This window comes from Shinella sedimenti (genome assembly GCF_022601905.1).
In the GTDB taxonomy this organism is placed as follows: Bacteria; Pseudomonadota; Alphaproteobacteria; order Rhizobiales; family Rhizobiaceae; genus Shinella; species Shinella sedimenti.
Window position 1 is genome coordinate 173,570 of sequence record NZ_JAKVIN010000003.1, and the last position, 11,770, is coordinate 185,339.

At 62.4% G+C, this 11,770-nt stretch carries 12 protein-coding genes; 5 read left to right on the forward strand and 7 right to left on the reverse strand.

The features are described from left to right. Positions 1-8: 8 nt before the first annotated feature. The 3 genes from MKI86_RS08220 to dnaA all read left to right on the forward strand — a co-directional run bounded on the left by MKI86_RS08220 (position 9) and on the right by dnaA (position 3,677). The gene (locus MKI86_RS08220; protein ID WP_241599724.1) at positions 9-782 is read left to right on the forward strand and encodes an enoyl-CoA hydratase; all 774 of its coding nucleotides are present in this window, start codon (positions 9-11) and stop codon (positions 780-782) included. Positions 783-972: 190 nt separating this feature from the next. After that, on the forward strand, positions 973-1,239 hold the full coding sequence (gene rpsT, locus MKI86_RS08225) for a 30S ribosomal protein S20 (RefSeq protein WP_134648075.1): 267 nt from the start codon (positions 973-975) through the stop codon (positions 1,237-1,239). Positions 1,240-2,225: 986 nt separating this feature from the next. Beyond that, positions 2,226-3,677: a chromosomal replication initiator protein DnaA gene (gene dnaA / locus MKI86_RS08230; RefSeq protein ID WP_370879920.1), complete on the forward strand. Its 1,452-nt coding sequence runs from the start codon at positions 2,226-2,228 to the stop codon at positions 3,675-3,677. Between the two features lie 71 nt (positions 3,678-3,748). Here dnaA and hemW read toward each other — a convergent pair whose 3' ends face one another. From hemW to rph, 4 genes are read right to left on the reverse strand one after another with little or no spacing between them, the layout of a single operon-like run. Next, positions 3,749-4,942: a radical SAM family heme chaperone HemW gene (gene hemW / locus MKI86_RS08235; protein WP_370879921.1), complete on the reverse strand. Its 1,194-nt coding sequence runs from the start codon at positions 4,940-4,942 to the stop codon at positions 3,749-3,751. A gap of 7 nt (positions 4,943-4,949) precedes the next feature. After that, a complete protein-coding gene (gene rdgB / locus MKI86_RS08240; protein WP_241599728.1) occupies positions 4,950-5,594 on the reverse strand; it encodes an RdgB/HAM1 family non-canonical purine NTP pyrophosphatase in 645 nt (214 codons plus the stop codon). Between the two features lie 9 nt (positions 5,595-5,603). Further along, positions 5,604-6,020 (reverse strand): VOC family protein, encoded by a 417-nt coding sequence (locus MKI86_RS08245; RefSeq protein ID WP_241599730.1) that lies wholly within the window; start codon positions 6,018-6,020, stop codon positions 5,604-5,606. A gap of 13 nt (positions 6,021-6,033) precedes the next feature. Then, complete coding sequence (gene rph / locus MKI86_RS08250) at positions 6,034-6,750, reverse strand: ribonuclease PH (RefSeq protein ID WP_241599732.1); 717 nt, start codon at positions 6,748-6,750, stop codon at positions 6,034-6,036. 148 nt (positions 6,751-6,898) lie between these two features. Here rph and hrcA point away from each other — a divergent pair, with 148 nt between their 5' ends. Together hrcA and grpE are read left to right on the forward strand one after the other, a co-directional pair. After that, positions 6,899-7,978 (forward strand): heat-inducible transcriptional repressor HrcA, encoded by a 1,080-nt coding sequence (hrcA, locus tag MKI86_RS08255; RefSeq protein WP_241599734.1) that lies wholly within the window; start codon positions 6,899-6,901, stop codon positions 7,976-7,978. 91 nt (positions 7,979-8,069) lie between these two features. Then, a complete protein-coding gene (grpE, locus tag MKI86_RS08260) occupies positions 8,070-8,687 on the forward strand; it encodes a nucleotide exchange factor GrpE (RefSeq protein WP_241599735.1) in 618 nt (205 codons plus the stop codon). A 79-nt stretch (positions 8,688-8,766) separates the two neighbouring features. Here the strand turns inward: grpE and ptsN are convergent, their stop codons facing one another. The 3 genes from ptsN to rpoN all read right to left on the reverse strand — a co-directional run bounded on the left by ptsN (position 8,767) and on the right by rpoN (position 11,676). Continuing rightward, positions 8,767-9,228, reverse strand: coding sequence for a PTS IIA-like nitrogen regulatory protein PtsN (gene ptsN / locus MKI86_RS08265; protein ID WP_241599737.1), 462 nt, complete (start codon positions 9,226-9,228; stop codon positions 8,767-8,769). Positions 9,229-9,301: 73 nt separating this feature from the next. Continuing rightward, complete coding sequence (gene hpf / locus MKI86_RS08270; protein WP_241600683.1) at positions 9,302-9,877, reverse strand: ribosome hibernation-promoting factor, HPF/YfiA family; 576 nt, start codon at positions 9,875-9,877, stop codon at positions 9,302-9,304. Positions 9,878-10,125: 248 nt separating this feature from the next. Next, complete coding sequence (gene rpoN, locus MKI86_RS08275; protein WP_241599739.1) at positions 10,126-11,676, reverse strand: RNA polymerase factor sigma-54; 1,551 nt, start codon at positions 11,674-11,676, stop codon at positions 10,126-10,128. Positions 11,677-11,770: the final 94 nt, after the last annotated feature.

Below are 11,770 nucleotides of genomic sequence, written 5' to 3' on the forward strand. Positions count from 1 at the left end.
GAGAAAGCATGACCTATGAAACGCTGCTGGTGGAAACGCGTGGACGCGTTGGTCTCGTCACGCTCAACCGGCCGCAGGCGCTGAACGCGCTGAACCGCCAGCTGCTCGACGAGTTGAAGGGCGTGTTGGCGCGGTTCGAGGCGGATGCCGGTATCGGTGCGATCGTCATAACGGGCTCGGAGAAGGCCTTCGCGGCCGGTGCGGATATCAAGGAAATGCAGCCCTATGGCTTCGCCGAGGCGGTGACGGAAGACCTCGCCGCCGGATGGGATGCGATTGCAGCCTGCCGCAAGCCGATGATCGCGGCCGTCAGCGGCTTTGCGCTCGGCGGCGGCTGCGAGCTCGCCATGATGTGCGATTTCATCATCGCCTCCGAGACGGCGAAGTTCGGCCAGCCGGAAATCACCCTCGGCGTCATTCCCGGCATGGGCGGCACGCAGCGGCTGACGCGTGCCGTCGGTAAGGCGAAGGCCATGGACCTCGTTCTGACCGGCCGCATGATGGATGCGGCGGAGGCCGAACGCTGCGGTCTCGTCGCCCGCGTCGTCGCGCCGGAAAAGCTTCTGGACGAGGCGCTGGCCGCGGCGGAAAAGATCGCAGGCTTCTCGCTGCCGGCGGTCATGATGGCGAAGGAGGCCGTCGGCCGGGCACACGAGACGGTGCTGTCGGAGGGCATGCGCGCCGAGCGCCGGCTGTTCCACGCGCTGTTTGCCACCGAGGACCAGAAGGAGGGCATGGCGGCCTTCATGGAGAAGCGCAAACCGACATTCAGGAACCGCTGAGCATCCGTCCGGCCTTTCTTGCAGAATCCGCGTTGACGACACCGCGGTTTCCAGCTATACGCCGCCCACAGTCTGGAAAGCCGAATTCTGAGGTTTTCCGATATTGCTCCCGAATTGCTTGGATGACAGGTCGCAGTGACCCGGCACAGCGAGGGTGGAGTTTGTGTCAGATTTCTGAAGAGAGGCATACATGGCCAATACAACCTCGGCTAAGAAGGCGACCCGCAAGATCGCCGCGCGCACCGCAGTCAACAAGTCGCGCCGCTCGCGCGTCCGCAACTTCATCCGCAAGGTCGAGGAAGCCATTGCTTCCGGTGACCAGACGGTTGCCGCTGCTGCCCTTAAGGCAGCCCAGCCGGAACTGATGCGCGCCGCCACCAAGGGCGTCCTTCACGCCAACACGGCTTCGCGCAAGGTCTCGCGCCTCGCAAACCGTGTGAAGACGATGTCGGCCTGATCGCTCAGTCCGAAGAGCTATGCATTTTTAGTCAAAGCCCGGCCATCGGCCGGGCTTTTTCTTTGCTTTTTCGGCGCCGCTATGGTTAACGCGCAAGGCTCGATCGTGTCAAAAGAGTGACGATGAAAATTGTTTAAATTCAATTACTTGCCGGAGGTTACCCGGCTTCCGGCAGCCTTTCGTTGCGGAAGTTTGACGGCAATTTGAGTCAAGCGAATTTTTATTTTTTTCGTTTTTCGCGCACTCCGAAAGCGGGTCGAAAACAAAGCCATTGATTCCTAACGGATTCTCTTGAGAGGCCTCGATTCCGAGTCAAAAACGCCCATCCGAGTCAACGGCCGGGCCTTAATTTTGCGTAAAATTCGCCATTGATCTTGCCCCCTGATCCTGCCTAAATGCTTTCCACAGGGGGCGCGGGACAAGCCTTAAAACAAGCATCGGCAAGGCCGTCTTCAACGGTGGCCATGGTTGTTTTTGTCCTCTGTGACGGAGCGGTTTGCGCTTCGTAAAATCACCCAATCGGCAAAGCTTGCCCCAGGTGCCACCGGCACGCTGGCAATGGTTTTTGTGACCCAGGGTTGTGCCGGTTGTCGATGCGTGTAAAGCGCCTCGACGGTGATACGGTGTCTGCTGCGGTTCTACGAGGGAACGGCGGTACGACACCAATCGGGACGGTCGGCTCAGACAGGGATGTCCGGTCGGTCCGAAGCGACTTGTGTTTGGGAGAAGGGACTGTGCCGGAGTTTGGGGACCGGGATGGTTCGGGGCACCATATCCAGAACGGGGCGATTGGCTCACCCGGTTCGGGACATGGCAAACATGAAAGGCGCCGGCAATGCTGCCGGCGTGGCGAATAGAGCATGAAAGGCGGCAAAATGCAGATGAATTCGGCCAGGACGGCTGGTGCATTGGCAAACGGGGAAAATGCAAGACAAGCGCTCCCGCAAGCAGGAGTGCAAACAACGGACGCGGGGGTTCCATCCGACATGAAGCAAGACGCGCTTTTCGACCGAGTCAGCGCGCGCCTGAAGGCGCAGGTCGGTCCCGACGTCTATGCAAGCTGGTTCGGACGACTGAAGATTCACTCCGTTTCCAAGAGCCTCGTGCGTCTTTCCGTTCCCACGACATTCCTGAAGTCGTGGATCAACAACCGGTATCTCGATCTCATCACCTCGCTCTTCCAGCAGGAAGACGCTGAGATCCTCAAGGTGGAGATCCTGGTGCGCACCGCTACCCGTGGTGCCCGCGCCGGCGCCGTCGAGGATGCCGTCGTCGAGCAGCCTGCACCGCAGGCGCAGACCCGCCGCACCGCCTCAGGCCCGCAGACGGTGGCAAGTGCCGTCGCATCGGTCGCTGCCGCCGCTCAGCCGCGCGCCACGCAGAACACGAGCCCGCTGTTCGGCTCGCCGCTCGATCCGCGCTACACGTTCGACGCCTTTGTCGAAGGCACGTCGAACCGTGTCGCCCTTGCCGCCGCCCGCACCATTGCGGAAGCCGGTGCAGGCGCTGTGCGCTTCAATCCGCTCTTCGTCCATTCCAGCGTCGGCCTCGGCAAGACGCATCTCCTGCAGGCGATCGCACTCGGTGCGCTTTCCAGCGCCCGCAATCCGCGCGTCGTCTACCTGACCGCCGAATATTTCATGTGGCGCTTCGCAACGGCCATCCGTGACAACGATGCGCTGTCGCTGAAGGAAACGCTGCGCAACATCGATCTGCTCATCATCGACGACATGCAGTTCCTGCAGGGTAACTCGATCCAGAACGAGTTCTGCCACCTGCTCAACATGCTGCTCGATTCCGCCAAGCAGGTCGTCGTCGCCGCCGACCGTGCGCCGTGGGAACTGGAATCGCTCGATCCGCGGGTGCGCTCGCGCCTCCAGGGCGGCGTTGCCATCGAGATGGAAGCGCCGGATTACGAGATGCGCCTGGAAATCCTCAAGCGCCGCCTTGCGGCCGCCCAGCAGGAAGACCACTCGCTCGATATCTCGCCGGAAATCCTGAGCCATGTCGCCCGCAACATCACGGCGAGCGGCCGCGAACTTGAAGGCGCCTTCAACCAGCTGCTCTTCCGTCGTTCCTTCGAGCCGAACCTGACGATCGAACGCGTCGACGAACTGCTCGGCCATCTCGTTGCTGCCGGCGAGCCACGCCGCGTGCGCATCGAGGATATCCAGCGCGTGGTGGCCAAGCACTACAATGTGTCGCGCCAGGAGCTCGTCTCGAACCGCCGCACCCGCGTCATCGTCAAGCCGCGCCAGATCGCCATGTATCTGTCCAAGACGCTGACGCCGCGGTCCTTCCCGGAAATCGGCCGCCGCTTCGGCGGACGCGATCACACCACGGTTCTGCATGCCGTGCGCAAGATCGAGGAACTCATCTCCGGCGATACCAAGCTCAGCCACGAGATTGAGCTGTTGAAGCGTCTGATCAACGAATGAGGTGATAGGCAGTAGGCATCAGGGATGGACGGCCAAGGCCGTTTCAGAACTGATCCTACTGCCTGCTGCCTTCAGCAGGCGAGATCGGCCACCACGGCATCCAGGATCAGCATCCCTGCCGGCGTGCAGCGCAGGCGGGAATTGCCGAGGCGCTCGATGAAGCCGTGTTCGATGAGGAACTGCTCACGGTCCGGGTCCGGGTCGCGGCCCGACAGGCTCTGCCAGCGGGCAAGATCGACGCCCTCCTTGAGGCGAAGGCCCATCAGCAAGAGTTCGTCGGCCTGCGCCTCGCGCTCCAGAAGCTCCTGCTCGATCATGCCATGCCCTTCGGTCTCCACGAGACCGAGCCAGGCTTCCGGCTTGCGCTCGGTCGCCGTCGCAATCTTCGCGCCGCCCGTCGTCAGACGGCCATGCGCGCCCGGGCCGATCCCGACATAGTCGCCATAGCGCCAGTAGGTCAGGTTGTGGCGGCTCTCCCAGCCGGGGCGGGCGTGGTTGGAGACCTCGTATGCCGGCATGCCCTCACGCTCGGTGATCTCCTGCGTCGCCTCGTAGAGCACCGCCGACTGCTCACCGTCAGGCACGATCAGCTTTCCGGCCTTGTGCAGGCCGTAGAAGGGCGTGCCTTCCTCGATGGTGAGCTGGTAGAGCGAAAGGTGGTCGACCGCGTAGGACACCGCCTCCTTGAGCTCCAGGTCCCACTCCGCGACCGTCTGGTTCGGGCGGGCATAGATCAGGTCGAAGGACATGCGCGGGAAGATGTCACGCGCCAGCTTGATCGCCTTCAGCGCATCGGCGGCGTCATGCAGACGTCCGAGAAATTTCAGGTCGCGGTCGTTCAGCGCCTGCACGCCGAGCGAGACGCGGTTGACGCCGGCGGCGCGATAGCCGCGGAAGCGCTCCGCCTCCACGCTGGACGGGTTGGCCTCCAGGGTGATCTCTATACCGTCAGGCACATGCCAGTGCCGCGCGATGCCGTTGAGAATGGCATCCACCGTTTCCGGTGCCATCAGCGACGGCGTGCCACCGCCCATGAAGATGCTGGTGACGGTGCGCGAGCCCGTCACGCGGCGCATCGTCGCCATTTCCTTCAGGAAGGCCTGCACGAAACGCGGCTGGTCGACCGGCTGGTGTCGGACGTGGCTGTTGAAGTCGCAATAGGGGCATTTGGCGGCACAGAACGGCCAGTGCACATACACGCCGAAGCCGGGATCGGAGAGATCCGTCAGGATGCTCGGCCGCATGTCGAAGGGCACTGCCGTCATGTGTCGTTTACGCCTTCAGGCAGGTTTCGACGAAGATCGTGAAGGCGCGGGCGCGATGCGACAACGCAGCCGCGTCGCCCGGCTTCCAGCCGTGCTTGTCCTCGGCGCTCATCTCGCCGAACGTCGTCTCATAGCCTTCCGGCTGGAATATGGGGTCGTAGCCAAAGCCGCTGGTACCACGCGGCGGCCACACGACATGCCCCTCGACTTCGCCGCGGAAGAGTTCGGTATGACCGTCCGGCCAGGCGAGGCAGAGCACGGAGACGAAGCGCGCGGTGCGGTCCTTGGCCTCCGTTGCGCCCTTCTCGGCAAGCGCCTTCTCGACCTTTTCCATGGCCATGGCGAAGTCGCGCGTGCCGGTCGCCGTTTCCGCCCAGTTTGCGGTGTAGACGCCGGGTGCGCCATCAAGGGCATCGATGACGATGCCGGAATCGTCCGAAAGCGCGGGCAGGCCGGATGCCTTTGCCGAGGCGAGCGCCTTGATGGTGGCGTTCTCCTCGAAGGTCGTGCCGGTTTCATCGGGCTCTTCGAAGTTCAGTTCGGCGGCGGATTTCGCCGAGAAGCCGAAGGGACCGATCAGGTCCTCGATCTCGCGGATCTTACCTGCATTGTGACTGGCGACGACGATCGTCTTGGTATCGAGCTTGCGCATGAGGTTTCCCTAGGCGATGTTCCACAGGCCGGGTTCGGCACATTCGAGGCTGTTGCCGGCGGGGTCACGGAAATAGATGGAGCGGGCGCCGTTCGGCCAATGAAAATCCGCTTCGATAGTGATGCCGGCTTCTACGAGCTTTTGCACCCAGAAATCAAGCTCCCGGCCGGGAACGCGAAAGCAGACATGGCCGGGACCCCGCGCGCCGTGCACCGGCACGGGGAAGGCATGGGGCGGCGGTGGTTCGATGGTCTCCTGCGGATTGAAGATCAGGAGAACGCCGGGGCCGCAGCGGAAGAAGACGTGGCGGTTTGCCTGCCGCGTTATCTTCTGTAGTCCGAGCAACTCGCCGTAGAAGGCTTCCGCCGCGTCGAGGTCGTCCGCATAGAGCGCGGTTTCGAGAATACCTTCGAGCGCGGCGGCCATGGGCAAATCCCTCTCAGGCGATGGCCTGCTTCTGCATCTCGACGAGTTCGGCAATGCCGTTGCGGGCGAGCAGCATCAGCGAGGCGAATTCCTCCTCGGTGAACGGCTTGCCCTCGGCGGTGCCCTGGATCTCGACGATGCCGCCCGAACCGGTCATGACGAAGTTCGCGTCGGTTTCGGCGGCGGAATCTTCGAGGTAATCGAGGTCAATCACCGACTGGGCGGCGAAGATGCCGCAGGAGATGGCCGCAACGTGATCCTTCAACACCTTGTCGGTCTTGATCATGCTGCGGGCTTCCATCCACTTCAGGCAGTCGTGCAGGGCCACCCAGGCGCCGGTGATGGAGGCGGTGCGGGTGCCGCCATCGGCCTGGATGACGTCGCAGTCGATGGTGATCTGGCGTTCGCCGAGCGCTTCGAGGTCGACGATGGCGCGCAGCGACCGGCCGATAAGGCGCTGGATTTCCTGCGTGCGGCCTCCCTGCTTGCCGGCAGCGGCTTCGCGCCGCATGCGGTCGCCGGTCGCGCGGGGCAGCATGCCGTATTCGGCGGTCACCCAGCCCTTGCCGCTGTTGCGCAGCCACGGCGGCGTCTTGTCCTCAAGGCTTGCAGTGACCAGAACATGCGTGTCGCCGAACTTGACGAGACAGGACCCTTCGGCATGCTTGGAAACGTTGCGCTCGAAAGAAACCTTGCGCATCTGATCGGTTTTTCTGCCGGACGGCCGCATTGCGAACTCCTTATTGGTATGGTGGGAGTGCTTTAGACCGTTTCGCCGGGCGAGGGAATGCCGGTGCGGCAACTGGTTGGAAAATCCGTTTTGCGCTGCCCTTGGAAATCACTATATTCCGGTGGAGTAACAGGGTTGCAGACAGACGATGGTTTTGAGATCTCCGGGTCCTGACGTTCAGGCGGCACTGGACGAGCGTTCAGGGGAAGTCTTCCGCCGCATCGTGGAAAGCTATCTGGAAAGCGGCGAGCCGCTGGGGTCGCGAAATCTTTCCCGCATCCTGCCCATGTCGCTCTCGCCGGCCTCCGTGCGCAATGTGATGAGCGATCTGGAAGAGCTCGGTCTCATCTATTCCCCCCATATCAGCGCCGGACGGCTGCCCACGCAGCTTGGTCTTCGCTTTTTCGTCGATGCCTTTATGCAGGTCGGCAACATCTCGGCGGAGGACCGCGCCTCCATCGAGCGGCATGTACGCCCGCATGGCCAGAAGCACGGCGCGGTCGAGACCATGATGAGCGAGGCGAGCCAGGCGCTGTCAGGCATGTCGCGCGGTGCGGGCCTTGTCATCACCACGAAGAACGACGCCGTCCTCAAGCATGTCGAGTTCATCCGCCTGGAACCGACCAAGGCGCTGGTCGTGCTTGTCGGCGATCACGACCAGGTGGAAAACCGCATTATCGAACTGCCGGCGGGTGTCACCAGTTCGCAGCTCACCGAGGCCGCCAATTTCCTCAACGCGCATCTGGCTGGCAACACGCTGCTGGAAGCGCGCTCGCAGCTCGAGCGGCTGCGCGGCGAGATCAGCCGCGAGCTCGACCGGTTGTCGCAGGATCTCGTGGAGCGCGGCCTCGCCGTCTGGTCGGGCGACTTCGAGGAAAGCAAGGCGACGCGGCTCATCGTGCGCGGCCGGGCCAATCTTCTGGAAGGGCTGGCCGGAGCTGATGATATCGATCGCCTGCGCCTGCTGTTCGACGACCTTGAGCGCAAGGACAGCCTGATCGAGTTGCTGAACCTCGCTGAGACCGGCCCGGGGGTCCGCATCTTCATCGGCTCGGAGAACAAGCTGTTCTCGCTTTCCGGCTCCTCGCTGATCGTTGCGCCCTATCGCGACGGCGACGACAAGATCGTCGGCGCCGTGGGCGTTATCGGTCCGACACGGCTGAATTATTCCCGTATTGTGCCCATGGTGGACTATACGGCCCAACTGATGTCGCGGCTTTCGCGCTGAGAGCCGCTATTCACCCCTTCAGCCCTTGATTTTTCGGGTCTAAACCTCGATATCGGGCCCAAACCCCAACAGTTGCAATTCGGAGTACGTCATGACCGACGAGAGCAAGAAACACGGACCTGACGAAGCGGTGGACAGCAATCTCGCCGCGGATGCAGCCGCAGAGGACGCGATCATCGAGGAGGAGGCCGTCGCCACGCCCGATCCGCTGGACGTTCTGCGCGCAGAAAATGCCGATCTTCGTGACAAATACCTGCGGCTCGCCGCCGAGATGGACAATCTGCGCCGTCGCACCGAACGCGATGTGAAGGATGCCAAGTCCTATTCCGTCGCCGGTTTCGCCCGCGACATGCTGGCGGTCTCCGACAATCTGCGCCGTGCGCTCGATGCCATCCCGGCCGATGCGCTGGAGAGCGATGCGAGCCTGAAGGCACTGGCCGAGGGCGTGGAAATGACCGAGCGTTCCATGCTCGGCGCCCTCGAGCGCCACGGCGTGCGCAAGCTCGATCCGATGGGCGAGAAGTTCGACCCGAACTTCCACCAGGCAATGTTCGAAGTGCCCAACCCCGATGTCGCCAACAATACGGTCGTTCAGGTCGTGCAGGCCGGCTTCACGATTGGCGAGCGCGTGTTGCGTCCGGCCATGGTCGGCGTGTCCAAGGGCGGCCCGAAGGCGCCGTCCGGCGAGGCGAATGCCGCGGACGCCTGATCGTCCGATAGGTTCGGCAGGACAAACAAAAACCGGCGGCCGCGAGGCCGCCGGTTTTTTCATGCAGAGATGAGCGGCCTCAGGCCGCGGACGCCTGTTCCTCGCTGAGGCAGGCATAAATGGCGCTTTCGTTGTCGGACGCACGCAACTTGGCGACCATCGCGGGATCGCGCAGCACGCGCGCGATGCGCGACAGGGCCTTGAGGTGATCTGCCCCGGCACCTTCCGGCGCCAGAAGCAGGAAGACGAGGTCGACCGGCTGGTCGTCGAGCGCCTCGAAGTCCACGGGGGTCTCGAGCCTCGCAAAGAGACCGATGATCTGGGTAAGCGCCCTCAATTTGCCGTGCGGGATGGCGATGCCATTGCCCACGCCGGTCGAACCGAGCCGTTCACGCTGAAGGATGACGTCGAAGATCTCGCGTTCCGGAATCCCGGTGATCTTGGCCGCTTTTGCCGCCAGCTCCTGAAGCAGCTGCTTCTTGGAGTTGGCCTTCATCGCCGGAATAATCGCACTCTGCTGCAGTAGACCTGCCAATGCCATGCTTTTGTCCTCGTGCGCTGCGTGAAGGGGTTGAAGAGCGTGGTGCCGGTGACCGGCACCACGTTCCCCTCACTCAGCCTTTGATATTGGCTGCGTCGATCCAGCCAATATTTCCGTCGTTGCGTCGGTAGACGATATTGAGCTGCTCCGAGCCGGCGCTGCGGAAGAGAAGAACCGGATCGTCCGTCATGTCGAGCGCCATGACGGCACTTGCGACAGACATCGTCCTGAGTTTCTTCGTGCTTTCCGCAACGATGGTCGGTGCGTAGTCCTCGGGAAGCTCGTCGTCTTCGTCGGGGACCGAATCCATCACCGTGTAGGCTACTTCTGCAAAGGCATCGTGACCGTTGCCATTATGGTGTGCCTTGAGCTTGCGCTTGTACCGGCGCAGGCGCTTCTCGATCCGTTCCGAGGCCGACTGGAAGGCGGCCAGAGGATCGTTTGCTTCGCCATTTGCCTGCAAGGCCATCCCCGTATCGAGGTGGATCTTGCAGTCCGCGCTGTACCGCGATCCCGCTTTTTCTACGGTGACCTGGCTCGAATATCCTCCGTCGAAATACTTGGTTACGGCGTCTCCCATCTGCTCTTCAATTCGCTGACGGAAGCTGTCGCCGATTTCCATATGTTTACCGGATACACGCACACTCATGGAGGTTTCCTCTCTTTCGTGATTTGCGTGCAACAGTCTATTCCAACCTCATCCACGTTCCAAGCTTTTCACGCATGTGATGTCGTGGGCATCGCCTGATAAAGGAAAACGGGGATATATCTGGAATTCCGGCCTGTCTTCCCATTGGAATTGGGGCGCGCATTAGCCCGTCTGGCCAGTGAAGTCAATCGGCGGATTCAGCGATCGTTAACTTCCGGCCGTCGCAAGGCGGTTTGTGCAGGCCTGTTTTACGAGGCCGCCGCCTTGGCCAAGGCCCGCTTTTCCCGGCGCCGCTGCACGGAAGACGGGATGTTCATCGCCTCGCGGTACTTGGCGACCGTGCGGCGCGCGAGATCCACACCACCCTTGCGCAGGGCATCGACAATATCGTCGTCGGACAGCACCGCGGCGGGGTCCTCCTGTGTGATCATGGCGCGAATGCGGTGGCGTACGCTTTCGGCGGAATGGGAATCGCCGCCCTCGGCCGAGCCGATCGAGACGGTGAAAAAATATTTCAGCTCGAAGAGGCCGCGCGGCGTCAGCATATATTTGTTGGAGGTGACGCGGCTCACCGTCGATTCGTGCATCTTGATCGCATCGGCGACCGTCTTGAGGTTCAGCGGGCGCAGATGATCGACACCATGCATGAGAAAGGCGTCCTGCTGGCGCACGATCTCGGTGGCCACCTTCATGATGGTGCGGGCACGCTGGTCGAGGCTGCGGGTCAGCCAGTTGGCCGTCTGGAGGCATTCGTTCAGGAAGCCGTGATCTTCGCTGTCGCGACGCGTGCGGCTGGAGACGTTGGCGTAATAGTCCCGGTTAACGAGCACGCGTGGCAGCGTGTCGGCGTTGAGTTCGATGTGCCAGGAGCCGTCAGGCGCCGCGCGCACGATGATGTCGGGCACCACGGCCTCCGAGGCGCCCGTCTCGTAGCGCGTGCCGGGCTTGGGATCGAGCTTGCGGATTTCAGCCAGCATGTCGAGGAGGTCTTCCTCGCCCACGCCGCATAGCTTCTTGAGCGTGGCGAAGTCGCGCCGCGCGAGCAGCTCCAGATTGCCAACGAGTGCGGCCATGGCCGGGTCGAACCGGTCGAGCGCCTTCAGCTGGAGAGCGAGGCATTCGCTGAGCGAGCGGGCAAACACGCCGTGCGGCTCCAGCTGCTGCAGGCTGGAGAGCACGCGCTCCACTTCGGCTACCGGCTTGGCGAGCTTCAGCGCGGTTTCGGCGATATTGCCCTGCAGATACCCAGCATCATCGAGCTGGTCGACAAGATGCTGTGCGATCAGCCGATCGATGGGGCTAGACAGCGTGAAGGGGATTTGTTCGTTCAGAACGTCCCGCAGTGTCTTGCGCGCGGCCACGAAGTCATCGAGGTCATAGCCTTCGCCCGCCTCGCTGCCGGGCATCGACTTCCATTGACCGATCAGCTCCGGCGCATCCGCGGTCCGCGGTCCGGCATCGTCCGGAAACACGTTGTCGAGGCCGCCGTCGAAGGTTTCGGACGCATCGCCCGCGCTGCCCATCGTTGCGTTGTCGTAGAGATCCGGCTCACCGACATCCTCATTGCCCATGCTTTCGGCAGGGCCGCGGTCGTCATTGACGAGAATATGGTCACCTGCGCCGCCACCGCCATCGTCGGCCGGTGCGATTTCGAGCAGCGGATTCTTCTCGACTTCCTGCTCGATGAACTGGTTCAGTTCGAAATGCGTCATCTGCAGCAGCTGAATCGACTGCATCAGCTGCGGTGTCATGACCAGCGACTGGCTTTGGCGCAGGAAAAGGCTGGCTGCGAGTGCCATTCGGACGCGTTACTCCCCGGAAAAACAGTTCTCGTCCGCCACGGTGGACGTGGCAAAATCCAACTGGCCCAAAAATTGCTTTTTTAGGGGGTTT

Bases quoted from the DNA above. Each gene is read 5' to 3' on its own strand.
- rpoN (WP_241599739.1), bottom strand. From the start codon at position 11,676: ATGGCACTCGCAGCCAGCCTTTTCCTGCGCCAAAGCCAGTCGCTGGTC.
- rpsT (WP_134648075.1), top strand. From the start codon at position 973: ATGGCCAATACAACCTCGGCTAAGAAGGCGACCCGCAAGATCGCCGCG.
- hrcA (WP_241599734.1), top strand. From the start codon at position 6,899: ATGGTTTTGAGATCTCCGGGTCCTGACGTTCAGGCGGCACTGGACGAG.
- rph (WP_241599732.1), bottom strand. From the start codon at position 6,750: ATGCGGCCGTCCGGCAGAAAAACCGATCAGATGCGCAAGGTTTCTTTC.
- MKI86_RS08245 (WP_241599730.1), bottom strand. From the start codon at position 6,020: ATGGCCGCCGCGCTCGAAGGTATTCTCGAAACCGCGCTCTATGCGGAC.
- ptsN (WP_241599737.1), bottom strand. From the start codon at position 9,228: ATGGCATTGGCAGGTCTACTGCAGCAGAGTGCGATTATTCCGGCGATG.
- MKI86_RS08220 (WP_241599724.1), top strand. From the start codon at position 9: ATGACCTATGAAACGCTGCTGGTGGAAACGCGTGGACGCGTTGGTCTC.
- rdgB (WP_241599728.1), bottom strand. From the start codon at position 5,594: ATGCGCAAGCTCGATACCAAGACGATCGTCGTCGCCAGTCACAATGCA.
- dnaA (WP_370879920.1), top strand. From the start codon at position 2,226: ATGAAGCAAGACGCGCTTTTCGACCGAGTCAGCGCGCGCCTGAAGGCG.
- grpE (WP_241599735.1), top strand. From the start codon at position 8,070: ATGACCGACGAGAGCAAGAAACACGGACCTGACGAAGCGGTGGACAGC.
- hpf (WP_241600683.1), bottom strand. From the start codon at position 9,877: ATGAGTGTGCGTGTATCCGGTAAACATATGGAAATCGGCGACAGCTTC.
- hemW (WP_370879921.1), bottom strand. From the start codon at position 4,942: ATGACGGCAGTGCCCTTCGACATGCGGCCGAGCATCCTGACGGATCTC.